Below are 24718 nucleotides of genomic sequence, written 5' to 3' on the forward strand. Positions count from 1 at the left end.
GTTGCCCGGGCTGGTTTTGCATCATACGCCCTTGATCAGGGTCAAAAAGCCGCCCGGCATACGCGTTAATACGTATCGCCGGCAACTTTTTTCACCTGCGGGCGGGCGGAATCAGACCCGTTCCAGCACCAGCGCGATGCCCTGGCCCACGCCGATGCACATGGTGCACAAGGCGTAACGCCCGCCCGTGCGGTGCAGCTGGTTGACGGCCGTCATGGCCAGGCGCGCGCCCGACGCGCCCAGCGGATGGCCGAGGGCGATGGCGCCGCCGTTCGGGTTGACGCGCGGATCGTCGTCGGGCAGACCCAGCTGGCGCAGCACGGCCAGGCCCTGGGCGGCGAATGCTTCGTTGAGTTCGATGACGTCGAAGTCGGCCAGGGTCAAGCCCGTCATGGCCAGCACTTTCAGGGTGGCGGGCGCGGGGCCGATGCCCATGATGCGGGGCGCCACGCCGGCGGTGGCCATGGCCACGACCCGCGCGCGGGGCGTCAGGCCGAAACGGGCCGCATTGGCCTCGTCGGCCAGCAGCAGGGCCGCGGCGCCATCGTTGACGCCGGACGCGTTGCCGGCCGTAATCGTGCCGTCCGCACGCACGACGGGTTTGAGTTTCGTCAATGTTTCCAGGGTGGTGGCGCGCGGGTGCTCGTCGCGGGCAACGACGAGGGGTTCGCCCTTCTTTTGCGCAATGGTGACGGGACAGATTTCACTGTCGAACACGCCCGCCTGCTGCGCCGCCAGCGCTTTCACCTGGCTGGCCAGGGCGAACGCATCCTGATCAAGACGGCTGATGCCGAAGTCGGACGCCACGTTTTCCGCCGTTTCCGGCATCGAATCGACGCCGTACTGCGCCTTCATCAAGGGATTGATGAAGCGCCAGCCGATGGTCGTGTCTTCCATTTTCATGCCGCGCGAAAAGGCGCTGTCCGCCTTGCCCATGACAAACGGTGCGCGGCTCATGCTTTCCACGCCGCCGGCGATCAGCAAGCCCGCTTCGCCGCTCTTGATGAAACGGGCGGCGCTGCCGATAGCGTCCAGGCCCGAGCCGCACAGGCGGTTCAGGGTGGCGCCCGGCACGCTGTCGGGCAAGCCCGCCAGCAAGGCGGCCATGCGCGCCACGTTGCGGTTGTCCTCGCCCGCCTGGTTGGCGCAGCCGTACAGCACGTCGGTAACAAAAGTCCAGTCCACATTCGGGTTGCGCGCCATCAAGGCGCGGATGGGCACGGCGCCCAGGTCGTCGGCGCGCACGCCGGACAGGCCGCCGCCGTAGCGGCCGAATGGGGTGCGCTGCGCGTCGCAAATGTATGCGTGGGTCATGTTCTTTCCTCCAAGAAAGTGTATTGATTGTGAGTTAGCGCGCATCCGTCAGCGGCACGGCCGTCAACGCTTGCAGCTGCTCGAAACTCAAGCCGTCCACCAGCTCGACGACCGTGGCACCGTTTGGTCCCAGGTCGAGCACGGCCAGGTCGCTGTAGATGCGGCTGACGCAGGCTATGCCCGTGAGCGGATACGTGCAGGCCTGCACCAGCTTGCTTTCACCCGTCTTGGTCAGCAATTCCATCATGACCCAGGTTTTTTTCGCGCCAATGGCCAGATCCATGGCCCCGCCCACGGCGGGAATGGCGTCGGGCGCACCCGTGTGCCAGTTGGCCAGGTCGCCCGTGCTTGATACTTGAAACGCGCCCAGCACGCAGATGTCCAGGTGGCCGCCGCGCATCATGGCGAAGCTGTCGGCGTGGTGGAAGTAACTGCCGCCGGCCAGCAGGGTGACGGGCTGCTTGCCCGCATTGATCAGGTCGTAGTCTTCCTCGCCCGGCGCGGGCGCGGGCCCCATGCCGATGACGCCGTTTTCGCTGTGCAGGATGATATCCGCGCCAGCCGGCAAGTGATTGGCCACCAGGGTCGGCAAGCCGATGCCCAGGTTGACGACATTGCCTTCATGGATGTCGGCCGCCACCTTGGCCGCCATCTGGTCTCGATTCCATTTATTCATGTTGATATTCCTCAGGCAGCTTTGAAGCCGGCGGGGCCGGTGGCCGTGCGCGGCACTTGCACCAGGCGCTGCACGAACAGGCCCGGCGTGATGACGTGCTCGGGATCGATGCTGCCCAGTTCAGCAACTTCATGCACGGAAGCAATGCTGACTTTCGCGGCCATGGCCATGATGGGACCGAAGTTGCGCGCCGTCTTGCGGTAGGTCAGGTTGCCCCAGCGGTCGCCCTGCTCCGCCTTGATCAGCGCGAAATCGGCGTGGATCGGTGACTCGAATACATACATGCGGCCATCGATCTCGCGCGTTTCCTTGCCCTTGGCCAAGTCCGTGCCATAGCCCGTGGGCGTAAAAAAGCCGCCGATGCCGGCGCCGGCGGCGCGGATGCGTTCGGCCAGATTTCCCTGCGGCACCAATTCCAGCTCCAGCTTCCCTGCGCGGTACAGCGCGTCGAACACGTGGGAATCGGCCTGGCGCGGGAACGAGCAGATGATCTTGCGCACCTGCCCGTTTTTCAGCAGGGCGGCCAGGCCCGTGTCGCCATTGCCCGCATTGTTGTTGACGATGACGAGGTCGCGCGCGCCCTGGGCGATCAAGCCGTCGATCAGCTCGGCCGGCTGGCCCGCGCCGCCGAAGCCGCCAATCATGACGGTGGCCCCATCGTGGATATCGGCCAGCGCATCAAGCACGCTGGAACGCAGTTTGTCGATCATTGCCTGTCTCCTCCCAATCAAACTCACAATCCATTTGTTCGTATGTCGAACAAATATTCGTATTTAGAACTTATTCGTGAGAATATGCCTGATCGGGGCGCTTGTCAATTTGCCGTTTTCGCCGGCGCCATGGCTATAATTGCCACCTTGACCAATTGGAATCGCCATGACCGTACGCAGCAGCACGCCCCTTTCCGCCGAAGAAACCCTCGATGCCGACGGCGCACCGCGCCCTGGCGACAGCTATGTGCAATCGTTCGCGCGGGGCCTGGCCGTGCTGCGCAGCTTTGGCGCGGACGCGCCGCAACAGACCCTGAGCGAAGTGGCGGAACGGGCGCAGCTGACGCGCGCCGGCGCGCGGCGCATCCTGCACACCTTGTTGCATCTTGGCTACGTAGAAGCGGATGGGCGGCTGTTCCGCCTGACGCCGAAGGTGCTCGACCTCGGCTATGCCTATTTGTCGTCGCTGCCCGTGTGGACGCAGGCGCAGCCGCTGCTGGAAGAATTGATGCAGACCTTGCGCCAGTCGTGCTCGGCCACCGTGCTCGACGGCGACGACATCGTGTACGTCGTGCGCCTGTCCGCGCACCGCACCATGTCGATCAACCTGGGCATCGGCAGCCGCCTGCCCGCCTACTGCACCTCGATGGGCAGGGTGTTGCTGTCGGGCCTGGCGCCCGAGGTGCTGCGCGAACGGCTGTCGAAGATGGCGCTGCTAAAAATCACGCCGGCGACCAAGGTCGATATCGACGTCTTGATGGAAGAGATTGCGCAAGTGCGGCGCCAGGGCTGGTGCCTGGTGCAGGAAGAGCTGGAACAGGGCTTGATCGCCCTGGCCGCGCCCGTGTTCGACCGGGCCGGCAAGGTGGTGGCGGCGATCAACGTCAGCGGCCAGACGGCGGGGCCGTCCGTCGCGCACCTGCTGGAACACAGCTTGCCGAAACTGCTCGATACGGCCAGCCGGGTCAGCGCCCTGGTGCGGGTGCAGCAGTGATTACTTGTTAAACTTCGCGCACGGATCCGGGCGCGGCTGCGCCGGCATCGTTTGCGTCAGATCAAACGTGCCCTTGTAGCCGGTGCTACCCTGCTCCAGGTAGCCGATGCTGCGCACGTTCAGCTGCGGGTCGGCCAGCTTCAGCCAGCGGGGCACGCCGATATCCTTGCGCACGTGGTCGTTGCCGGCGATCAGCACCACGTCGCGCGGCGCCTGGTCGCGGATCAGCTTGGCCATCCAGATATCGCGCGCCACTTGGGCGTTGACGACACCTTTGATCATCATGTCGGGCAACATGTTGCAGCGGGCCGCCTGCACTTCCTTCTGTTGCCCGTCCAGGATATCGGCCGGCACGGGCGCAGCCAGGTACGTGGCCACCATGGCGGGCGGCATGCCCCACTGGATGCCGTCGCGCACGATGCGCGAGGCATCGGCCGGCGACAGGTTGCCGGCGACCAGGCTCAGCTGGTAGCTGATGACGAGGTCCAGCACGGGCCGGTACAAGCTCCAGTCCCAGCGCGGCTGTTCCATCACGCGGATGATGCAATCGGGGTCGGCGCAATCGCGCGCGGCGCGCGTCAGCAAGGCCTGGTTTTCGCGGTCGAACTGTTCCATGACAATCACGGGACGCCAGCCGGCCGCCAGGCGGCGGCGCAATTCCTCGACGCGCAGGCGCTGGCCTTGCGCATTGTCATGGACTTCGCCCAGCAGCAACACTTGCGGATTGGGCAAGGCGTCGGCCACGGGCGCGGGAGGGGGCGGAGCGTCTTTCTTCAGCAAGCTGCCGCAGGCGGCCAGTGCCAGCACGCTGCACAACAGGGCGGCGCGCGCGCCGGCGCGGAAAATCACGGTTTTCATGTCAGGCGGGTATCTTCAAGTGGCGATGCGCCAGATTGTACCGTCTCAGGCCGGCGCGGGTGCGTTGCGGCGCTCCAGCACTTCAAAGACGGCCATGCCGGCCAGCATGGCAAGCACAAAAATCCACGCCTTCGGCTGTCCCGCCAGCAGGGAGACGAGGGCGGGACCGGGACAGAAACCGGCGATGCCCCATCCCGCGCCAAAGGCCAGGCTGCCCAGCAGCAAGCGCCGGTCGATGCGCCGCGATGCCGGCAATTGCATGGAGTCGCCCAGCAGCGACCTGGTGCGCCGGCGCGCCAGCCAGAAGGCGGGCAGGGCCACGCCGATGGCGCCGCCCATCACCAGCGCCAGCGACGGATCCCAGGCGCCGGCCAGGTCGAGGAAACCGAGCACCTTGGCCGGGTTGCTCATGCCGGAGACGATCAGGCCCAGGCCAAAGACGAGGCCGCTCAACAGGGAAAAGATCAGCTTGCTCATAAGCTTGCTCACAGATGGCGCAACAGATACACGGTGAGGAAACCGGCCGCCATGAAGACGATGGTGGCCGCCAGCGAACGGGGGGACAGGCGCGACAGGCCGCACACGCCGTGGCCGCTGGTGCAACCGGCGCCATAGCGTACGCCCACGCCCACCATCAAACCCGCCACGATCAGGGCGGGCGTGCCGGCGTCGATCCGCACGGGCGGCAAGGCATGCCACAGCTGGTACAGCAGGGGCGTGCCGACCAGGCCGGCAAGAAAGGCGATGCGCCAGCCCAGATCGCCCTGGCGCGGGCGCAGCAAGCCGCCAAGAATGCCGCTGATGCCGGCGATGCGGCCATTGAACAAGATCAATAGCGCAGCCGCCAGGCCGATCAGCATGCCGCCGGCCAGCGAGGCCCACGGCGTGAAGTGCTGCCAGTCGATGTGCATGGAAATATTCAGTCCGCTTCGTCGTTGAACGGAGGCCGCGGCGCGCAAAATTGCGCGTACAGCACTTGCAGCACGGCCAGCACGGGCGCGCTGGCGACACGGTAATAGATCTGCTTGCCGTCGCGCCGCGTGGCCACCAGCATCTCTTCGCGCAGCACGCCCAGCTGCTGCGACAGGGTCGGCTGGCCGATGCCCACTTTTTGTTCGAGGTCGCTGACGCAATGCTCGCCCTGCGATAGCTGGCACAGCAGCATCAATCGGTCGGCATTGCCCATGGCCTTGAGCAGCGAGCTGGCCTTGTAGGCCGAGCCACGCATGGCGTCGAGGTTGTATTCGGCGTGTTGTGTTGCGACTGTCTCCATCGTGCCCTCCCACAGGCGGTCATATTGATCATCATGCGATAAACAATATACTAATCAATATACTGTTTTCCTGCTGGCGATTCACACAAAAAAACAACAGTGTTCTTCGGCGATAGCGTGCTCTTGCGAAGTGTGCGGCAGCGATAGCCATCACGCTATCAAAATGATAAATATTCGTAATTTAAAGCAAATAAGCGTAGCAAAATTGCCACGATTTGTGCTGTAATAAGACCTCTTCAGAAAAATCGTGATACGCCCCCGTACAGGCGCATTGTCCGTCCAGGCGCAGGCCGGTTTTCGACCGCACCGCACGGTGAACCAGGGAGTCAAAGATGAAGTTACTTCAGCCGCTAGGCATGGCCATGCTGGCGCTGTCGGCGTGTGCCGGCAGTGCGGCGGCCAGCACCCCGCCCACGGCACACGCCCAGGTCGTGAGCGACGACAGTCTCGGTTTCACCAGCACTGCCGACAATCCCGGCTGGGACACACCGGACTTGCCGTATGCGCGCCTGCTGGCGCAGGGCACCATGCTCAACGCGGCCCCGCGCTGGAGCAGCACCGGTGCGCGCCAGGGCGCACTGCCTCCGTCCGCAGCCGCCACGGCCCCGCCCGTGCAGCAAACGAACGTGCCCCCGCCCGTGCCCGAAGCGAGCATGGTCTCGATGCTGCTGGTGGGACTGGGCCTGCTGGCCTTTAGCATGCACGGCGAAAAACAGGAAAAATTCGATAGCTGAGCCTATTCCGGCAGCCGATGCCGCTGCCTTAAAAAAAATTCCGCCTTGCGCGGAATTTTTTTGCCTGCCGTGCCGGTCAATGCTCACTTGTCCAGCAAGCGGCAAACCCGTTCGATATTCCCCACAGGAATGCCCGACTTCAGGGCGCGCGCGATGCAGGCCGCCTTGTCCGTGCCCGAGGCGGAAATGAGCACGAAGGCCGTGCCCAGGGCGCTGACGGCGACCAGCAGGATCAATATACCCTTGACGATATCCCAGTTCATTGCGCCTCAGCAATGTCGTACGTGAAATCATAATAATGCTTGCCATCTTCGATGCGGATGGCCAGGCTGCCCGACAGCCCTTCCAGTTGCCCCGTCCCCGTATCGGGCACCACCGTCACCGACAAAGCGGGCGCGCCGCGCGTCATCGTGCCGCTGTGCTGCAAATAAAAACTGCCGTGACGCCCGTCCAGCGTGCCTTCCACCCGCTCCAGCGCCACATAGCCTGCCGAGCCGGCCACGCTGGCGCGCGCGCTGAGCATCTCGCCCCGCGCGCTGGCGTCGAGGGCGCCGTGGTAGCGCTTGGCTAGCGACAGGCGTCCCAGCCCCGATTGCGCGGCCGTATCCGACAAGGTTTCCGGGGTGATGGTGACGTTGAATTCGCCTGTAATGGTAGGCATCAGTGCTCCTTGGAAGATGAAGAGGTGGCGGCCGCCTCCGGCCCGTTCAGCAGCACATGCAATTTTTGCATGGTGGCCCAGTTGCGCGAGGTGACGCCATCGCCGAGCAGCGCGCCCAGCGCCGCCACCACCTTGCTGGCCAACACGCCGTCGGGACACCAGGCATACGCAGCCCAGCGCCCCAGGACCAGCGCTTCCGGCTGCCACGGCCGCTGCGCCAGGGGCGCCAGGCGCTGCATGTCGGCCGGATTGTTCAGCACCAAGGTCAGCAGACGCGCCGCATCGGCCGCCGGCGCCAGGGTGTTTTGTTCGATCAGTTCGGCAAACTGGCTGGCCGACAGCACCGTCACCCGGGCCGCCACGCCCAGTTTCAGCACCAGCGCTTCCTCGATGCGGGCAGCGGCGTCGGCCGGCGCGACCTTGCCGCCGTCATACACGACGTTGCCACTGTTGAGCACGGTGCGCACCTGCGCAAAACCCAGGTCGCCCAGCAGCTTGCGCAGGTCGGCCATGGCCACGCGCTTGGCGCGGCCGACATTGATCCCGCGCAAAAGCGCCACTTGCTGACTATTTTCCATCTGTGCCATGTGTTGTCTCCTTGCCTATGCCTGGCCGGCCGGAACGCTGGCGGCGCCTTCCGGCAATGGCGTCACCTTGGGCAGGCGCAGCAGGAACGTCGCGCCCTGCCCCAAGGTGCTGCTGACCGTGATGGTGCCGCCAAACTGCTTGGCAATCAAGTTGAATACGATATTCAAGCCCAGGCCCGTGCCGCCCTGTCCGCGCCGCGTGGTGACAAACGGGTCGAACACACGGTCGAGCATGTCGGGCGCGATGCCGCGGCCATTGTCGCGCACCTGCATGGCGATCCAGTCGTTGTCGCCGTGCACGCCGATATGGATGTGGCCATCCGTGTCCGCATCGAAAGCGTGCTCGACGCAGTTCAGGACCAGGTTGGTCAGCACCTGCGCCAGCGCGCCCGGATAGCTGTCGAGCATGATGCCGGGCGGGCAATCGATATCGATGCGGATGCGTGTCTTTTTCAGGGTCGGCTGCAGGCTCGAGATGACTTCGCCGATATAGTCGCGCAATTCGAACAAACGTCGCGCCTCGCTGACCTGGTCGACGGCGATCTGCTTGAAGCTGTGGATCAGGTGCGCGGCGCGGTAGGCATTGTTCATGATCAGGCGCGCGCTTTCGCCGGCCGTTTCCAGGTAGCGCACGATATCGGTCTTTTTGACGCTGCCGCCCGCCACCGCCGCACTGATGTGATCGGTGGCTTCCTTCAGCACCGATGCGCTGGTCAGCGCGATGCCGACCGGGGTGTTGATTTCATGCGCCACGCCCGCCACCAGGCTGCCCAGCGAGGCCAGGCGTTCCGACTGCAGCAACGATTCCTGCGCCCGGCGCAATTCGTCCATGGCTTGCGCCGTCTCCTGCTGCGAGCGGCGCGCCATGTCTTCCGCCTCGCGGCTGCCCTCGATGATGGACTTGAGCTTGCGCTGCACGGCATTGAAGCCGCGGATCACGTCGCCCAGCTCGTCGCGCCGGTTTTCCGGCAGCTCTTCGACGTCGGCGCTGCCGCGCGTGGCCAGGTCGAACAAGCCGTCGCGCAACTGTTTCAATGGGCCGAAGACGATGCGCAGGCTCAGCGCCAGGGCGCCCACCAAAATGATGTCAAGTAGCAACACTTCCAGCACCTTGCGCCGCACTTCGCCGCGCAGGGCCGCATCGATCTGGGCACGGCTGAAATTGACGATGACCTTGCCGACGATCACCGGCTTGCCGCCCGTGGCCGCCGCCACGGCGTCGCGGAACACCAGCGGCGCCTCGACGGGCGTGCCGCCCATGGCCACGTCGGCCGTCAGCGGCACCAGGGTACCCGCCGCGTCGCGCACTTCGCCCGCGAACAGGCCGACCGAGGCGTCGTAGACGCGGATGCCGACCAGTTCCGGCGGCAGCATTTCGGCCGCGACGATGCTGTCGACCTTGGATTTGTCGAGGTCCCACAGGGCGGACGGCAAGCTGGTCTGCAAGCGCGTCAGCACGCCGCTGCGCAGGCGCGCGCTGCCCGATTCGAGTTCCTTGCTCAAGGTATATTGGGTATAGCTACCCGAAATGCCCAGCACCAGGGTGACGATCACGACAAAAAGCAGGGTCAGCCGGACTTGGATACTCACCATCGATCAACACTCCCCGGGCCAGGCCGCCAGCCCGCGGCGCGGGCGCAGTGACGTCAGCGGACAACAGCCTGAATCAAATGTACGGTATGACATGCTTATTGGCAAGATTTACAGCAATGCCGTTTTCCACCAGGCCTTGATACAGGTTGAGACATTGCGTCATGGCAATGGTAATATCCCGCAATCATCTAAGGAGTCGTCATGGCGGTCATGCATCAACATCTACCCCTGGAACAAGTTCGTCCTGGCATGGTTTTGTCGGATGTATTGCTCGATGCGCATGGACAAGTGCTGTTGCCGCAAGGCGCGGTATTGACGGAAAACATGCTGGCCCTGATGCCGCGCCACAACATCGACATGTTGCCGATCCAGGCGCCGCCCCCCTCGCCGGAAGAAATCGCCGCGCAACAGGCGGCCGACAGCGAACGGCTGGCCTACCTGTTCCGCAAACATGACCCGGAGGATCCCCTGGACGCGGCCACGACCTTGCTGCGCAGCTATGTCACGGCTTACCGCCTGGGCACGGGAGAGGCCGCATGAGCACCCAGCTGACGCTCGACGACATCGTCGCCCACCTCGATGACTTGCCCTCGCTGCCCGCCGTCGTCATGGAACTATTGAACAGCATCGACCAGGAAGACGTCGATATTTCCGTGCTGGCCAAAAAAGTGTCGTACGACCAGGCGCTGACGGCGAAAACCCTGCGCCTGGCCAACTCGTCGCAATATGGCTTGCAAGTGAAAGCCACCACCATTCAGCAGGCGATCACTTACCTGGGCTTCCAGACCACGCGCAGCCTGATCACGTCGGCGGCCATCACGGGTTGCTTCCCGGAAGGACGCTGCCCCGGTTTCGACGACAAGGCCTTCTGGCGCCATTCGGTGGCGACGGCCGCCTGCGCCAAGGTGCTGGCGCGGCAAATCCGCTTCAACCAGGATTACGCGTTCACGGCCGGCTTGCTGCACAACATCGGCCGCCTGGTGCTGGTCAGCAGTTTTCCCACGCATTATGCGCAAGTCATCGCACACCAGGCGGCGCACGATTGCAGCCTGCTCGAAGCGGAGCAAACCGTGCTGGGCGTGGATCACGTGCAGGCCGGCGTGGCGCTGGCCGAACACTGGAATTTTTCCGACACGATGCGCCTGGCGCTGGGCAACTATCTGCAGCCGGAAACGCCGGGAGCAGGCTTCCTCGCGTCGCTGATCCACGTGGCCAATGCCGTCGTCTGCGCGCTCGACCTGGCGCAGGCGGGCGACGACATGGTGCCGCGCGTCTCGCCGGTGGCCTGGGATGCCCTGGGCTTGGGCGAAGACACGTATCTGCAGCTGTTCCGCGAAACGGAACTGCGCTACGACGAAATCACCTCGGCCTTGTTAAGCTGACTCGGCAGGCAAAGCCGCAAACGCAAACGGCCCTCGCCTGAGGGCGAAAGCCGTTATGGGTACTGCCATCATTCCACCTTGCCCGGTCCACGCCAGCCTGTTGCCGCCAGCAGCTACGCAAGCGGCACAGTCAGCGCGCCACCACCGCATCAGTGCGCGTAATTCGATTCTTGCGCATCGCCGCGGTCTTCCGCTTTTGGACGGCCCTGGGCGTCGGACAGGCGATACTTGGTGCGGCGGTCGCCCATCAAGTCGCGCAGGTCACGAATGCTCATGCCCGTCACTTCGTGCATGCGGATCAGCAGCGAGGCGCCGACCGGCAAGCGGTGGTGGCGGATCTTGCTGATGACGGGTGGCGCCACTTCAAGCAGACGCGACAGGGCTGCATCGTTTTTCAGCTGCATCTTGCTCAGCAGAATATCCAGCAGGTGGTTCGGGTTGTAACTCTCTTGCGATGCTAATGCATGATGTGCCATGATTTTTCCTCGTCTGGTGAATGTAGAAAATAATGCCGATACGAACTTAAGGCTGGCTTAGAGTGTTCAAATAAACGTCTGTCCATCGGATTCAGCCCTCCCCCGCCCTTCCTCCGTATCGCACTGCCTGCACAGGACTCGCACAGCCACGCCCAGCCAACGTACGCAACTTGCCGCGTGAGTAAAAGCACGTGCAATCCACTAAAATGAATTGCATATAAGGCAATATACTAGCCCAAACACGCGGCATCTGCGCCTCGCGCAAACTTCCTGATTGTTAAATATCAATCAAGCTGCTGGTTGGCTTGGCAACGATGCTATTTCAACACATTAGGATGCCAGCGGGCGCACACAAGGCTTTGCAGCAACTTGTTACAAATCAATGGTGTCGCACGGCAACAAATGCTTTTAAGCATCACGATGCAAGCGGACATAGACAGGCGACAACCTTGTCGGCAAGGTAAGCACAACATGGCCCGCCCCGGCGATTTACGCTAAACTATGGCCTGAAATTGCAGCGAGCCTGCCGCCGGGCAGCCAGAGGCGCCCGGCCGGTCATCCACCGCCTCCCGCCCCGAGCGGCGCACAGCGCAAGCCCCCTGCCCAGCTTATTTGCAGCCACACTGATTTGCTCCATTATTTGTCCCACTTATTTGCCGCCACATTTACCGATAAGCACCCGACGCCATGCAGAAAAAAGTATTCATTAAAACCTTCGGCTGCCAGATGAACGAGTACGACTCGGACAAGATGGCCGACGTGCTGGGCGCCTCCGATGGCCTGGTGCGCACGGACACGCCGGAAGACGCCGATGTGATCCTGCTCAATACCTGCTCCGTGCGCGAAAAGGCGCAGGAAAAAGTGTTTTCCGACCTGGGCCGTCTGCGCGAGCTGAAACTGGCCAAGCCGCACCTCTTGATCGGCGTGGGCGGCTGCGTGGCGTCGCAGGAAGGCGACGCCATCGTCAAGCGGGCGCCGTATGTCGACATGGTCTTCGGCCCGCAAACCCTGCACCGCCTGCCGCAGATGATCGAGCTGCGCCGCGCCAGCGGCGACGCGCAAGTGGACATCAGCTTCCCGGAAATCGAAAAGTTCGACCACATGCCGCCGGCCAAGGTGGAAGGCGCCTCGGCGTTCGTTTCCATCATGGAAGGCTGCAGCAAATATTGCAGCTACTGCGTCGTGCCCTACACGCGCGGCGAGGAAGTGTCGCGCCGCTTCGAGGACGTGCTGACGGAAGTGGCGGGCCTGGCCGCCCAGGGCGTCAAGGAAATCACCCTGCTGGGGCAAAACGTCAACGCCTACCGTGGCGCGATGGAAGGCGGCGAGATCGCCGACTTTGCCCTGCTGCTCGAATACGTGGCCGACATCCCCGGCATTGCACGCATGCGCTTCGTCACCAGCCACCCGAAGGAATTCACGCAGCGCCTGATCGACGCCTACGCCAAAATTCCGCAGCTGGTCGACCACCTGTACCTGCCCGCGCAGCACGGCTCCGACAAGGTGCTCGGCGCCATGAAGCGCGGCTACACGGGCCTCGAATACAAGTCCATCATCCGCCGCATCCGCGCCGTACGCCCGAACATGGCCATTTCGTCCGACTTCATCGTCGGTTTCCCCGGCGAGACCCAGGCCGACTTCGACGCCATGATGAAGCTGATCGCCGACGTGGGCTTCGACAACAGCTACAGCTTCATCTTCAGCAAGCGCCCCGGCACGCCGGCCGCCAGCCTGGAAGACGACACGCCGCATGAAGTCAAGCTGGCTCGCTTGCAACAGTTGCAGGCGGCCATCGACGCCAACACGCGCAAATACAGCCTGGCCATGGTCGGCACCGTGCAAACCATCCTCGTCGAAGGCCGTTCGAAGAAGGACACGATAGATCGCGAACTGCAAGGCCGCACGGAAAACAACCGCGTGGTCAATTTCGACGCCGGCCCCGACGGTTTGCAATTGATCGGCCAGCTGGTCGACGTGCGCATCACCGAAAGCCATTCCTACACCCTGCGCGGCGAACTCGTCGCCAGCGCACCCGCATTGAAAAGAGCCAGTTGAAAACCAAAGCCCCGATACAGCCGCATTACTTCATTCCCGAGCCGCTCGACAACACGCGCCTGGCGCACCTGTGCGGCCCCCTCGATGAAAACCTGCGCCAGATTTCCGCCGCCCTCGACGTGACGATCTTCCGCCGCGGCGAGAAATTCATCGTCGGCGGCAGCAATGCCGAACGGGCCGTGGAAATCCTCGAACAGTTCTACGCCATCGCCAACAAGGTCGTGCCGCTGGAAGAAGTACAGCTGGCCCTGGTGGAACAGCGCGCCGGCCTGTCCGCCGCCTCGGAACACCACGCCAACGCACCCGCCAGCACCTTCGTCGAGCCGGACATCGCCAGCCCCGTGCTGAAAACACGGCGCGCCGACCTGCGCGGGCGCACGCCGCACCAGATCGCCTACCTGCGCGACATCCTTGAACACGACATCAGCTTCGGCGTCGGCCCGGCGGGCACGGGTAAAACCTACCTGGCCGTCGCCTGCGCCGTCGACGCGCTCGAACGCGACGCCGTCAAGCGCATCATTCTGACGCGCCCCGCCGTCGAAGCGGGTGAACGCCTGGGCTTCCTGCCGGGCGACCTGGCGCAAAAGGTCGACCCGTATCTGCGTCCCCTCTACGATGCGCTGTATGATTTGCTGGGCTTTGACCGCACGCAAAAACTGTTTGAAAAACAGGTGATCGAGATCGCCCCGCTGGCCTACATGCGCGGACGCACCCTGAACCACGCCTTCGTCATCCTTGACGAGGCGCAAAACACCACCGTCGAACAGATGAAGATGTTTTTGACGCGCATCGGCTTCGGCAGCAAGGCCGTGGTGACGGGCGACGTCACGCAAGTCGACCTGCACAAGAGCCAGACGAGCGGCCTGATCGACGCCGTGCACGTATTGAAAGACGTGCGCGGCATCGGCTTCACGCAATTTAACAGCACCGACGTGGTGCGCCATCCGCTCGTCGCGCGCATCGTCGACGCCTACGAAACGGCGCAGGCGGCCAACGCCGACGCCGCCCAGTTACTCCCCTTGTTGAAACCAGCTGCCGCCAAAAATGTCCGAAAAAAATAAACTGTCCCTGTCCGTGCAATACCCGGACGCCCGCCTGGCTTCCCTGATCACGCGCCCGAAAGTGCGCCGCTGGGTCAAGGCGGCCCTGTTCGCCCCCGCCGAATTCACCATCCGCTTCGTCGACGCGGAAGAAGGCCGTACCTTGAACCGCGATTACCGCGAAAAGGACTACGCCACCAACGTGCTGACGTTCGCCTACAACGAAGGCGAAGAGTTAAGCGACGACGAGCCGACGCGCGCCGACATCATCCTGTGCACGGACGTGCTGGAAAAGGAAGCGGCGGAGCAAAAGAAGAGCGTGGAAGAGCACACGGCCCATCTGATCGTGCATGGCGTGCTGCATGCGCAGGGCTACGACCACATGGATGACGAGGAAGCGGCCGAAATGGAGGGACTGGAAACGGACATCCTGGCCAAGCTCGGCATCACCGATCCGTACAAGGAGTAAGACCATGGGAACCTGGGCGCTAGATGCCTTCGGCAACGACTACGCCATGGATTGGGCGCAGGACTTGCACGAATACAAAACCCTGGAACTGGTCGAGACGACGCTCGACAACGTCATCGACAGCCAGGAAGCGGAGCTGGAAGCGCCGTTCGCCGCCGAAGCGCTGGCCGCGCTGGAAGTGATCGCGCGCCTCTTGGGCAAGCCGGGCGAGGACGACCCGGCCACGGCGGACGTGGACGAGTGGGTGGCCGCCTGCAAGAAGAAGGTGACGCAGCCGCTGCTGGAAAAAGCGCGCCTGGCCTTCGACCGCATCACGGCCGAGACCTCGGAACTGCGCCAGTTGTGGCAGGACAGCGAGCATTACGCCGACTGGCAGGCCGACGTGGCGGCCTTGCGCGCACGCGTGCTGGGCCCGGACGCCGCGTAAAACATCGGGCAACGGCGCACTTCAACGTATTAAATTTGCATCAAAAGCGGGGAAATCCGGTATTCCCCCACTTTTGGTGTATCCTATATCCCTTCGCAACAACGGCTCACGCCTCCTATGCCCGAGCACCCTAGTGGCGTCAGAACTGACGTCAAGCCCCACCGGTCACTGTTTGAACGCCTGACCGCACTCATTTCCCCCGAGCCAGAGAACCGTGCAGAATTGCTCGAAGTTCTACACGATGCGCATGAACGCAAGCTGATCGACGCCGACGCCCTGTCGATGATCGAAGGCGTGTTCCAGGTATCGGATCTCTGTGCGCGCGACATCATGATTCCCCGCTCGCAAATGGATGTCATCGACATCAGCAAGCCGATCGAGGAATGGATGCCGGAAGTCCTGTCCACCGCCCACTCGCGCTTCCCCGCGATCGAAGGCGAGCGCGACAAGGTCATCGGCATCCTGCTGGCGAAAGACTTGCTGCGTTATTACGCTGAAGAAACTTTCGACGTGCGCGACATGCTGCGCCCCGCCATCTTCATCCCCGAATCGAAACGCCTGAATGTGCTGCTGCGCGATTTCCGCGCCAACCACAATCACATGGCCATCGTCGTCGATGAATACAGCGGCGTCGCCGGCCTGATCACCATCGAAGACGTGCTGGAACAGATCGTCGGCGACATCGAGGACGAATACGACTTCGACGAAGCCGAGGACAACATCCTGTCGCTGAAGGAAGGCCAGTTCGGCCCCCGCTGGAGAGTCAAGGCGCTGACCGAGATCGAACAGTTCAACGAAGAAGTGGGCAGCCACCTGGTGGACGACGACGTCGACACCATCGGCGGCCTCGTTTCGAAGTACCTGGGCCGCATGGCGCACAAGGGCGATATTTTCGACCTGGGCAACCTGCGCTTCGAGGTGCTGCGCGCCGATGCGCGCCAGGTGCACGTGCTGCTCGTCGAGCGCCTGCCCAACGTGCCGGAACTGGAACTCTGACATGCGCGTCCTGTAAATGCGTTTCAGACGCTTAGATCCCAACGCCCCCGCCAAACCGCCCCGCAGCACCTGGGCGCGCATGCTGACTGCCGCCATCGCCGGCGCCGTCGCGGTGCTGGCGTTCGCCCCTTTCGGCTACTGGCCGCTGCAAATCCTCAGCCTGGGCGTGCTGTTCTACCAGGTGCTGCGTTCGTCCAGCGTCAAGGGCGGCGCGCTGATCGGCTGGGCCTACGGCTTCGGCTGGTGCGCGGCCGGCACGCACTGGCTGTACATCTCCATGCACCGCTATGGCGACATGGCCGCGCCGATTGCCGCCGTCGCCGTGGCCCTGCTGGCCCTGTTGATGGCCATTTACGTGGCCCTGGCCATGGGCGCGGCCGCCTGGCTGCGCCAGCGCTGGGTGCTGTCCCTGCCCGCCATGACCCTGCTGGTGCTGCCCGCAACCTGGACTCTGTTCGAATGGACGCGCGGCTGGCTGTTTACGGGCTTCCCGTGGCTGGCCACCGGTTACGCCCACAATGCCAGCCCGCTGGCCGGCTTTGCCCCCATCGTCGGCGCGTATGGCCTGGGCTGGCTGGCGGCGCTGTCGGCCGGCGCCCTGCTGCTGCTAGTCCACCCCCTGCACCGCACGCGCTGGTTGGCGCTGGGTGGCGTCATTGCCCTGTACGCGGCCGGCCTCGGCTTGCAGTACGTGGCGTGGACGCACCCGGTCGGACGCCCGATCACGGTGCGCCTGTTGCAGGGCAATGTGCCGCAGCAGCAGAAATTCGACCCCGGCTTCGTGCTGGGCGCCCTGCAGATGTACCAGAGCGCCATCACCAGCGCGCCGGCCGACCTGATCGCCACGCCGGAAACGGCCGTCACCGTGCTGCCGCACCAGCTTCCGCCCGGCTATCTGGATAGCCTGGCGACGTATGCGCAGCAGACGGGCAGCACGATTTTGCTCGGCATGCCCGTGCTCGACGAGCAGCAGCGCTTCTACAATGCGGCCCTAGGGATCACACCCAACGGCACGCCGGGACCGTATTACCAATACCGCAAGCACCACCTGGTGCCGTTCGGCGAATTCGTGCCGCCCGGCCTGCACTGGTTTGTCGCCATGATGGCCATCCCGCTGGGCGACATGGGCCGTGGCGCCGAGGTGCAAGCGCCTTTGGCCGTGCGCGACCAGCTGGTGCTGCCGAATATCTGCTACGAAGACCTGTTTGGCGAGGAAATTGCCGGCCAGCTGGCCAGCGCCCACCGCAGCGGCAAGCAGTCGGCGTCCGTGCTGCTCAATATCTCGAACCTGGCCTGGTTCGGCGACTCGATCGCCATCCCGCAGCATTTGCAGATTTCGCAGATGCGCAGCCTGGAAACGGGCCGCCCGATGCTGCGCTCGACAAATACGGGCGCCACCGCCGTCATCGACGGCAAGGGCGTGGTGCAAAGCCTGCTGCCGCCGGAACAGCAAGCCACCCTGGCGGCCAAGGTGCAAGGCATGGGCGGCATGACGCCATACATTCTATACGGCAACAAACTGGTGCTGGCCCTGGCCGCGCTGGCCCTGCTGACGGCCTTCCTGCTGTCGCGCGCCGCTCGCCGTGGCCGCGCCGCGCAGCAATAAGCGGCCGATATTGCCCGAAGAGTCACAGTGGGCCCGTAAAAACCGCTAAAATTAGCAAAAACCCGGCCCGGACGCGCTTCCAAGCATGCGTCCGGGCTTCAAGCAAACCTTAACAAAGCGCAGCCTCCCGCGCGGCGAACTCATACGATGCTCACATTTCAACAAATTATCCTGACCTTGCAAACCTATTGGGACAAGCAAGGTTGCGCCCTGCTCCAGCCTTACGACATGGAAGTCGGCGCCGGTACCTTCCACACCGGCACCTTCCTGCGCGCGATCGGCCCGGAGCCTTGGCGCGCCGCGTATGTGCAGCCGTCGCGCCGCCCGAAGGATGGCCGCTACGGCGAAAATCCAAACCGCATGCAGCACTACTACCAGTATCAGGTGGTGTTGAAGCCCGCGCCGGAAAACATCCTCGACCTGTATCTGGGTTCCTTGGCCGCCCTGGGCCTGGATTTGAAGCAGAATGACGTGCGCTTCGTCGAAGACGACTGGGAAAGCCCGACCCTGGGCGCCTGGGGCCTGGGCTGGGAAGTCTGGCTGAACGGCATGGAAGTGACCCAATTTACCTACTTCCAGCAAGTGGGCGGCCTCGATTGCAAGCCCGTGCTGGGTGAAATCACCTACGGCATCGAACGCCTGGCCATGTACCTGCAAGGCGTGGAAAACGTGTATGACCTGGTGTGGACCGAGTGGGAAGAGAACGGGGTCACCAAGAAGCTGACCTACGGCGACGTCTTCCACCAGAACGAGGTGGAGCAATCGACCTACAACTTCGAGCACGCGAATACGGACCTGCTGTTCGAACAGTTCGGCAACTACGAAGCGGAAGCGAAACGTTTGATCGAGCTGCAACTGACCCTGCCCGCCTACGAGAAAATCATGAAGGCTTCGCACAGCTTCAATATGCTCGACGCGCGCGGCGCCATCTCGGTGACGGAACGCGCCGCCTACATCGGTCGCGTGCGCACCCTGTCGCGCCTGGTGGCCCAAGCGTACTACGACTCGCGCGAGCGCCTCGGTTTCCCGATGCTGCCCGCCGCAGACCAACCCGCCGCCGCTTGATTGCCTAGCTCATACACCGCCGTACCAGACAAGAACACCATGAACCAAACACTGCTCATCGAACTGCTAACCGAAGAACTGCCGCCGAAAGCGCTGGCCAAACTGGGCGCCGCCTTCACGGCCGGCATCGTCAACGGCCTGAAAGCGCGCGACTTCCTGGAAGCCGACAGCGTCGCCACCAGCTACGCCTCGCCGCGCCGCCTGGCCGTCTCCATCACCAACGTGCGTGAAGTCTCGCCCGATAAATCGATCCGCGAAAAAGTCTTGCCCGTCTCCGTGGCGCTGGACGCGAACGGCAACGGCACGCCGCCGCTGGCCAAGAAACTGACCGCGCTGGGCTTCCCCGACCTGACGGTGGCCGAGCTGGAACGCGCCGCCGACGGCAAGGCTGAAAGCTTCTTCTACACCTACACGGCGCCCGGCAGCAAACTGGAAACGGGCGCGCAAGCTGCCCTGGCCGAGTCGGCCGCCAAGCTGCCGATTCCAAAGCTGATGAGCTATCAGCGCCCGGACGGCAGCACCGTGCAATTCGTGCGCCCGGCCCACAGCCTGATCGCCCTGCACGGCATCAATATCCTGCCATTGACCTTGCTGGGTTTGACGGCCGGCCGCACCACCCTGGGCCACCGCTTCCTCACCGACGGCGCGCCGATCACCATCGCGCACGCGGAAAACTATGCGCCGTCGCTGATCCTCAACGCCAGCGTCATCGCCAGCAACGAGGAACGCAAGGAGCGCATCCGCGCCCAGCTGCTGGACAAGGCCGGTGCCGACCAGGTACTGATGCCCGAAGCGCTGCTCGATGAAGTCACGGCGCTGGTCGAATGGCCGGTCGTGTATGAGTGCCACTTCGAGGAAGAATTCCTGGCCGTGCCGCAGGAGTGCCTGATTCTCACCATGCAGACGAACCAGAAATACTTCGCCCTGACGGACAGCGAAGGCAAGCTGCGCTCGCGCTTCCTGATCGTGTCGAACATCGAGACGGACACGCCAGAGCACATCATCGGCGGCAACGAGCGCGTCGTGCGCCCGCGCCTGTCCGACGCCAAGTTCTTCTTCGAGCAAGACAAGAAGAAGACGCTGGCATCGCGTCTGCCGCTGCTGGCCAATGTCGTCTACCACAACAAGCTGGGCACGCAGGCAGCCCGCACAGAACGCGTCAAGTCGCTGGCCGGCGCCATCGCCGCAAAATTGGGTGGCGACGTGGCCCTGGCCGAACGTGGCGCCCTGCTGGCCAAGGCCGATCTGCTGACCGACATGGTGGGCGAATTCCCCGAGCTGCAAGGCATCATGGGCACCTACTACGCGCGCCATGACGGCGAACCGGAAGAAGTGGCGCTGGCCGCCTCCGAGCATTACCAGCCGCGCTTTGCCGGCGACAGCCTGCCAACCACCGGCACCGGCACCGCCGTGGCCCTGGCCGACAAGCTCGAAACCCTGGTCGGCATCTGGGCTATCGGCCTGGCGCCGACGGGCGACAAGGATCCGTTCGCGCTGCGCCGCCATGCCCTGGGCGTGCTGCGCATGCTGCTGGAAAAACGCCTGCCTTTGTCGATCCAGGGCTTGCTGTTTGATGCCGCCGCGCAGTTCGCAGCCGTTCCCGGCTTCAAGGACCCCGTCGCGGATGTCGCCACCTTCATGCTCGACCGCCTGCGCGGCATCCTGCGCGAGCGCGGTTTCTCGCCGAATGAAATCGAAGCCGTCGTGGCGCAGAATCCCGACCGCCTGGACGACATCGTGCAGCGCCTGGAAGCCGTGCAGGCGTTTGCCGCGCTGCCGGAAAGCGCCTCGCTGGCCGCCGCCAACAAGCGCATCACGAACATCCTGAAAAAGAACGAAGAAGCCGTGAGCCAGGTCGCCGCCGGCGGCGTCAACGTGGCGCTGCTGCAGGACGAAGCGGAGAAAAAACTGGCCGCCGCCGTCTCGCGCGTGCAGCCGGAAGTCGACGCGGCCTTCGCCAAGGGCGACTTCACCAGCACCCTGCAAACCCTGGCGCAGCTGCGCGACGATGTCGACGGCTTCTTCAACGACGTGATGGTGATGGCCGAGGATGTCGCCCTGCGCAACAACCGCCTGGCACTGCTGTCGTCGCTGCACGGCATGATGAACCGCGTGGCCGACATTTCCAAGCTGGCGGCATAATGGGCACGCCGGCGCTGAAACTGATTATTCTCGACCGCGACGGCGTCATTAACCATGACTCGCCGGACTTCATCAAGTCGCCGGCCGAATGGCTGCCGATCCCCGGCTCGCTTGAAGCGATCGCCCGCCTGAACCAGGCCGGCTATCGCGTCGTCATCGCCTCGAACCAGTCGGGCATCGCACGCGAATATTTCGACATGACGGTCTTGAACGCGATCCACCAGAAGATGCACACATTGGCGCAGCAGGTGGGCGCCGATATCGACGCCATCTTCTTTTGCCCGCACGCGGGCGCGGACAATTGCGACTGCCGCAAGCCGAAGCCCGGCATGTTCCATGAAATTTCGCAGCGCTACAACACCAGCCTGAAAGGCGTGCCCACGGTCGGCGATTCGTTGCGCGACCTGCAGGCAGGCTTCATCAGCGGCTGCGTGCCCTACCTGGTCCTGACGGGCAAGGGCGAGAAGACCAATGAAACGGGCGGCCTGCCGCCTGGCACCCAGGTCTTCCCCGACCTGGCCGCCGTCGTCAGCCACCTGCTCAAGGCGCCAGCGGCACCGGCGCCCACAGTGGCATTCAGTATCTAATCTTCGGAGAACCGCATTGCGTAATATTTCCCTGTTCCTGCGATCCCTGCTGTTCATGATCATCATGATCGTGGCCACCATCGTCTGGGCCTGCGTGTGCTTTTTTGCCGCGCCATTGAGCTATAACAAGCGCTATTGGGTCACCTCGCGCTGGAACGTGTTTATCCTGTGGTGTGCCAAGGTCATTTGCGGCATCCGCTATGAAGTCAAGGGTGCCGAGAACTTCCCCGACGCGCCGGCCATCGTGCTGTCGAAGCACCAGTCGGCCTGGGAAACCATCTTTTTGCTTCCCAGCCTGCCACGTCCGCTCGTGTATGTGTTCAAGAAGGAGATTTTGTACATCCCCTTCTTCGGCTGGGCCATGGCGCTGCTGCGCATGATCCCCATCGACCGCAAGCAGGGCAAGCATGCGTTCAAGAGCGTCGTCGCGCATGGCAAGCGCCGCCTGGCAGATGGCCAATGGATTATCATGTTCCCTGAAGGCACCCGCATTCCCGTGGGTCAGGCGGGCAAGTACAAGAGCGGCGGCACGCGTTTGGCCATCGCCACGGGCGCCGTGGTGGTGCCGATTGCGCATAATTCAGGCGAATGCTGGCCCAAGCAGTCATTCCTCAAACGCCCGGGACTGATCACCGTCTCGATAGGCAAACCGATTTCGCCGGAAGGGCAAACCCCGGACAGCATGATGCAACAGGTGGAAAATTGGATAGAATCAGAAATGCGCGTCATTTCGCCTCACGCCTACAACGCTGGCTAGACGGCATCAGCGCGGTCATCCAGGAGCCGACACTGCGCCAGCAGATGAAGACCATCAGGGTCGGCGACCAGCAACTGGATTTGTTCGCGCATGACGTCTCGACCAGCACGCCCCCGGCGGTGCGCCCCACGGCACCGCCAGCGCCGCCCGTGGCGCCACCGCTAGTGGCACCCGCGCCCCCCATCGTTCGTCCCGCCCCGCCTCCCCTGCCTTCACCACCACGCACCGACGATGGCCCGCCACTGCGCCAGCTGCAACTGGGCAGCCACCTCGTCGAATTTGCCCTGCGCCGCTCCACGCGCCGTTCCATCGGCTTCATGATCGACGATAACGGCTTGCGCGTCACGGCGCCCAAGCGCGTCACCCTGGCCGAAATCGACAACGCCATCCGCGCCAAGCAAGGCTGGATCGTCTCGAAACTGCTGGAACGCGGGGAGCGCAAGGTACAGCGCCAGCAGCGCCCGCCCGTGGCCTGGGTCGACGGCGCCATACTGCCCTACCTCGGCGGCGACATTACCTTAAGATTGCACCAGGCGCCGCGCCACCGCGCCAGCTTCCAGCGCGAGACGAATGAGCTGCACGTATGGGTCACGCCCACGGGCAGTGAACAGCAGTTGAAGGAAAAAGTGAAGGGATGGTTTCAGCACGAAGCGCGCCAGCTGTTCGAGGCGCGCCTGGACGTGTATGCGGACAAGCTGGGCGTCCAGTACGATTCCTTATCGCTGTCCTCGGCCGGCACGCGCTGGGGCAGCTGCACCATCGAGCGCAAGATCCGCCTGAACTGGCGCCTGATCCATTTCGCCCTGCCGCTCATCGACTACGTGGTGGCGCACGAACTGTCGCACCTGCTGGAAATGAACCACAGCCCCCGCTTCTGGGCCACCGTGGAATCGATCTATCCCGATTACGATGGCGCCAAGCAGGCATTAAGGAAGCGCTCGCAAGAACTGCCGGTGTTGTTTTAACGGTACTCCCACCAAACGGCGCAAAGCTGGGGTCAGACCCGGCGGGTCTGACCCCGGAATTAAACCAACAATAAAGGTTGAATCGCCGCGATGGTGCGTGGCGTGGCGCCCCGGTGCTGGTTCGCAAACGCCAGCGCCTTTTGTCCCATCGACGATAAACGCGCGGGGTCCTGCAGCAGGGCCGCCGCCTGCGCCATCAGCGCGTCGGCGTCCGCCACCAGCGCGGCGCCGCCGGCGGCAATCGCCTGCTCGGTCACCAGCGCAAAGTTGAAGGTGTGGGGGCCGATCAGCACGGGCTTGCCCAAAGCCGCCGGCTCGATCAGGTTTTGCCCGCCCAGCGGCAGCAGGCTGCCGCCCACAAAAGCGCAATCGCAGGCCGCGTAATAGGCAAACATCTCGCCCATCGAGTCGCCCAGCAGCACCTGCGTGCCCGCAGCAACAGTGTCGTCCTGCGCCAGGCCGGACCTGCGCTGCACGGCCAGGCCCTGCGCCAGCACCAATTTTCCCACCTCGTCGAAGCGCTGCGGATGACGCGGCACGATCAATAGCAGTGCATTGGCAGGCAGGCTGGCGCGGGGCAAGGCGTCGAGAATCAATTGTTCTTCCCCTTCGCGCGTGCTGGCGCACAGCAGCACGGGGCGCTGGCCGATGGCGCCGCGCAACCAGGCGCCTGTCGCCAGCGCCGCTTCGGGTACGACGACGTCGAACTTGATGCTGCCCGTGACGACGACTTCCTGCACGCCCAGCTGACGTACGCGATCGGCGTCGTCCTGCGTCTGCGCCGCGACCAGGGTGATGCCGCGCGCCGCATCGGCGATGAGTTTACCCAGGCGCTGCGCCTTGCCCAGCGATCGCTGCGACAGGCGCGCATTGGCCAGCACCACGGGCACTTTGTAGCGATTGCATTGGTGGATCAGGTTTGGCCACACTTCCGTCTCCATCAGGATGCAGATGCGCGGCGCGAAATGGCGGATGAAACGGGCCGGCATGGCGCCCGTGTCGTACGGAAGGTAGCTTTGCACGAGGCGCGCGCCGTGTTTCGCAAACAGTGCCTTGCCCGTGGCGCGCCCCGTCGGCGTCATGTGCGTGAGAATGATGCGGCACGCGGGCCATGCGGCCAGCAGCGCATCGATCAGCGGTTCGGCCGCGCGCGTCTCGCCGACGGAGACGGCATGCAGCCAGATGGTGTCGATAGCGGAAGTCGGCTGGCGCCCATAAAAGCCCAGGCGCTCACCCCAGTGCTGGCGGTAGCCGGATTCCTGGCGTCCGCGCAGCCACAGCCGCGCCAGCACCAGGGGCAAGGCCAGCCACCAGGCAAGGGTATAAAGAAGTCGCATGTTTGTTTGATGTT

Annotated in this window: 28 protein-coding genes; 15 read left to right on the plus strand and 13 right to left on the minus strand. The window is 63.8% G+C overall.

What is annotated here, in order from left to right:
* Window positions 1-111 precede the first annotated feature (111 nt).
* From pcaF to BZG29_RS24795, 3 genes are read right to left on the minus strand one after another with little or no spacing between them, the layout of a single operon-like run.
* Window positions 112-1314, minus strand: coding sequence for a 3-oxoadipyl-CoA thiolase (gene pcaF / locus BZG29_RS24785; RefSeq protein WP_077408445.1), 1203 nt, complete (start codon window positions 1312-1314; stop codon window positions 112-114).
* Between the two features lie 34 nt (window positions 1315-1348).
* Entirely contained in the window at window positions 1349-1990 is a 642-nt protein-coding gene (locus BZG29_RS24790) for a 3-oxoacid CoA-transferase subunit B (RefSeq protein WP_077408446.1), read from the minus strand.
* A gap of 11 nt (window positions 1991-2001) precedes the next feature.
* Window positions 2002-2700 carry a 3-oxoacid CoA-transferase subunit A gene (locus BZG29_RS24795; RefSeq protein ID WP_077408447.1) on the minus strand — a complete coding sequence of 233 codons (699 nt, stop codon included), beginning with the start codon at window positions 2698-2700 and terminating at the stop codon, window positions 2002-2004.
* A gap of 166 nt (window positions 2701-2866) precedes the next feature.
* On the opposite strand from BZG29_RS24795, the gene BZG29_RS24800 reads away from it, so the two are divergent.
* A complete protein-coding gene (locus tag BZG29_RS24800; protein WP_077408448.1) occupies window positions 2867-3694 on the plus strand; it encodes an IclR family transcriptional regulator C-terminal domain-containing protein in 828 nt (275 codons plus the stop codon).
* On the opposite strand, the gene BZG29_RS24805 is transcribed toward BZG29_RS24800, so the two are convergent.
* Genes BZG29_RS24805 through BZG29_RS24820 form a run of 4 tightly spaced genes read right to left on the minus strand, consistent with a single transcriptional unit; the run spans window position 3695 to window position 5825 of the window.
* Window positions 3695-4552 (minus strand): ChaN family lipoprotein, encoded by an 858-nt coding sequence (locus BZG29_RS24805; RefSeq protein WP_077408449.1) that lies wholly within the window; start codon window positions 4550-4552, stop codon window positions 3695-3697.
* A gap of 45 nt (window positions 4553-4597) precedes the next feature.
* On the minus strand, window positions 4598-5029 hold the full coding sequence (locus BZG29_RS24810; RefSeq protein ID WP_077408450.1) for a YeeE/YedE family protein: 432 nt from the start codon (window positions 5027-5029) through the stop codon (window positions 4598-4600).
* Window positions 5030-5037: 8 nt separating this feature from the next.
* Entirely contained in the window at window positions 5038-5463 is a 426-nt protein-coding gene (locus BZG29_RS24815) for a YeeE/YedE family protein (protein ID WP_077408451.1), read from the minus strand.
* 8 nt (window positions 5464-5471) lie between these two features.
* Complete coding sequence (locus tag BZG29_RS24820; RefSeq protein WP_070310209.1) at window positions 5472-5825, minus strand: metalloregulator ArsR/SmtB family transcription factor; 354 nt, start codon at window positions 5823-5825, stop codon at window positions 5472-5474.
* Window positions 5826-6157: 332 nt separating this feature from the next.
* Here BZG29_RS24820 and BZG29_RS24825 point away from each other — a divergent pair, with 332 nt between their 5' ends.
* On the plus strand, window positions 6158-6559 hold the full coding sequence (locus BZG29_RS24825; RefSeq protein WP_150131049.1) for a hypothetical protein: 402 nt from the start codon (window positions 6158-6160) through the stop codon (window positions 6557-6559).
* 83 nt (window positions 6560-6642) lie between these two features.
* On the opposite strand, the gene BZG29_RS24830 is transcribed toward BZG29_RS24825, so the two are convergent.
* From BZG29_RS24830 to BZG29_RS24845, 4 genes are read right to left on the minus strand one after another with little or no spacing between them, the layout of a single operon-like run.
* Complete coding sequence (locus BZG29_RS24830; RefSeq protein WP_077408453.1) at window positions 6643-6822, minus strand: hypothetical protein; 180 nt, start codon at window positions 6820-6822, stop codon at window positions 6643-6645.
* Window positions 6819-7220 (minus strand): DUF3224 domain-containing protein, encoded by a 402-nt coding sequence (locus tag BZG29_RS24835; RefSeq protein WP_077408454.1) that lies wholly within the window; start codon window positions 7218-7220, stop codon window positions 6819-6821. Before BZG29_RS24835 ends, BZG29_RS24830 begins: the two co-directional genes overlap by 4 nt.
* A complete protein-coding gene (locus tag BZG29_RS24840; RefSeq protein WP_077408455.1) occupies window positions 7220-7807 on the minus strand; it encodes a DUF1697 domain-containing protein in 588 nt (195 codons plus the stop codon). Before BZG29_RS24840 ends, BZG29_RS24835 begins: the two co-directional genes overlap by 1 nt.
* Before the next feature lie 15 nt (window positions 7808-7822).
* Window positions 7823-9400, minus strand: a complete 1578-nt coding sequence (locus tag BZG29_RS24845) for a HAMP domain-containing sensor histidine kinase (protein ID WP_077408456.1) — start codon at window positions 9398-9400, stop codon at window positions 7823-7825.
* Between the two features lie 201 nt (window positions 9401-9601).
* On the opposite strand from BZG29_RS24845, the gene BZG29_RS24850 reads away from it, so the two are divergent.
* Window positions 9602-9940 carry a hypothetical protein gene (locus BZG29_RS24850; protein ID WP_070257435.1) on the plus strand — a complete coding sequence of 113 codons (339 nt, stop codon included), beginning with the start codon at window positions 9602-9604 and terminating at the stop codon, window positions 9938-9940.
* Window positions 9937-10782: an HDOD domain-containing protein gene (locus BZG29_RS24855; RefSeq protein WP_077408458.1), complete on the plus strand. Its 846-nt coding sequence runs from the start codon at window positions 9937-9939 to the stop codon at window positions 10780-10782. Before BZG29_RS24850 ends, BZG29_RS24855 begins: the two co-directional genes overlap by 4 nt.
* 149 nt (window positions 10783-10931) lie before the next feature.
* On the opposite strand, the gene BZG29_RS24860 is transcribed toward BZG29_RS24855, so the two are convergent.
* Window positions 10932-11258, minus strand: a complete 327-nt coding sequence (locus BZG29_RS24860) for a hypothetical protein (RefSeq protein ID WP_034746769.1) — start codon at window positions 11256-11258, stop codon at window positions 10932-10934.
* 687 nt (window positions 11259-11945) lie between these two features.
* Between BZG29_RS24860 and miaB the strand changes: the two genes are divergently transcribed.
* From miaB to BZG29_RS24915, 11 genes are all read left to right on the plus strand, one after another.
* Window positions 11946-13313 (plus strand): tRNA (N6-isopentenyl adenosine(37)-C2)-methylthiotransferase MiaB, encoded by a 1368-nt coding sequence (miaB, locus tag BZG29_RS24865; protein ID WP_077408459.1) that lies wholly within the window; start codon window positions 11946-11948, stop codon window positions 13311-13313.
* Window positions 13310-14374 carry a PhoH family protein gene (locus BZG29_RS24870; RefSeq protein ID WP_077408460.1) on the plus strand — a complete coding sequence of 355 codons (1065 nt, stop codon included), beginning with the start codon at window positions 13310-13312 and terminating at the stop codon, window positions 14372-14374. The genes miaB and BZG29_RS24870 overlap by 4 nt, the downstream gene beginning before the upstream one ends.
* Entirely contained in the window at window positions 14358-14822 is a 465-nt protein-coding gene (ybeY, locus tag BZG29_RS24875) for an rRNA maturation RNase YbeY (protein ID WP_077408461.1), read from the plus strand. Before BZG29_RS24870 ends, ybeY begins: the two co-directional genes overlap by 17 nt.
* Window positions 14823-14826: 4 nt before the next feature.
* On the plus strand, window positions 14827-15249 hold the full coding sequence (locus BZG29_RS24880; protein WP_077408462.1) for a DUF4259 domain-containing protein: 423 nt from the start codon (window positions 14827-14829) through the stop codon (window positions 15247-15249).
* Window positions 15250-15366: 117 nt separating this feature from the next.
* Complete coding sequence (locus BZG29_RS24885) at window positions 15367-16245, plus strand: transporter associated domain-containing protein (protein ID WP_034746750.1); 879 nt, start codon at window positions 15367-15369, stop codon at window positions 16243-16245.
* A gap of 79 nt (window positions 16246-16324) precedes the next feature.
* Window positions 16325-17851, plus strand: coding sequence for an apolipoprotein N-acyltransferase (lnt, locus tag BZG29_RS24890; RefSeq protein ID WP_077409279.1), 1527 nt, complete (start codon window positions 16325-16327; stop codon window positions 17849-17851).
* Between the two features lie 147 nt (window positions 17852-17998).
* Window positions 17999-18916, plus strand: a complete 918-nt coding sequence (gene glyQ / locus BZG29_RS24895; protein WP_034780177.1) for a glycine--tRNA ligase subunit alpha — start codon at window positions 17999-18001, stop codon at window positions 18914-18916.
* A 39-nt stretch (window positions 18917-18955) separates the two neighbouring features.
* A complete protein-coding gene (glyS, locus tag BZG29_RS24900) occupies window positions 18956-21058 on the plus strand; it encodes a glycine--tRNA ligase subunit beta (RefSeq protein WP_077408463.1) in 2103 nt (700 codons plus the stop codon).
* Window positions 21058-21645, plus strand: a complete 588-nt coding sequence (gene gmhB, locus BZG29_RS24905; protein WP_058048328.1) for a D-glycero-beta-D-manno-heptose 1,7-bisphosphate 7-phosphatase — start codon at window positions 21058-21060, stop codon at window positions 21643-21645. The genes glyS and gmhB overlap by 1 nt, the downstream gene beginning before the upstream one ends.
* 16 nt (window positions 21646-21661) lie before the next feature.
* A complete protein-coding gene (locus BZG29_RS24910) occupies window positions 21662-22402 on the plus strand; it encodes a 1-acyl-sn-glycerol-3-phosphate acyltransferase (protein ID WP_034746739.1) in 741 nt (246 codons plus the stop codon).
* A 44-nt stretch (window positions 22403-22446) separates the two neighbouring features.
* Entirely contained in the window at window positions 22447-23367 is a 921-nt protein-coding gene (locus BZG29_RS24915) for a SprT family zinc-dependent metalloprotease (protein WP_077408464.1), read from the plus strand.
* A 59-nt stretch (window positions 23368-23426) separates the two neighbouring features.
* Here BZG29_RS24915 and waaA read toward each other — a convergent pair whose 3' ends face one another.
* On the minus strand, window positions 23427-24704 hold the full coding sequence (gene waaA / locus BZG29_RS24920; protein ID WP_077408465.1) for a lipid IV(A) 3-deoxy-D-manno-octulosonic acid transferase: 1278 nt from the start codon (window positions 24702-24704) through the stop codon (window positions 23427-23429).
* Window positions 24705-24718 lie beyond the last annotated feature (14 nt).

It is taken from the genome of Janthinobacterium sp. LM6 (assembly GCF_002002885.1).
In the GTDB taxonomy this organism is placed as follows: domain Bacteria; phylum Pseudomonadota; class Gammaproteobacteria; order Burkholderiales; family Burkholderiaceae_D; genus Janthinobacterium; species Janthinobacterium kumbetense.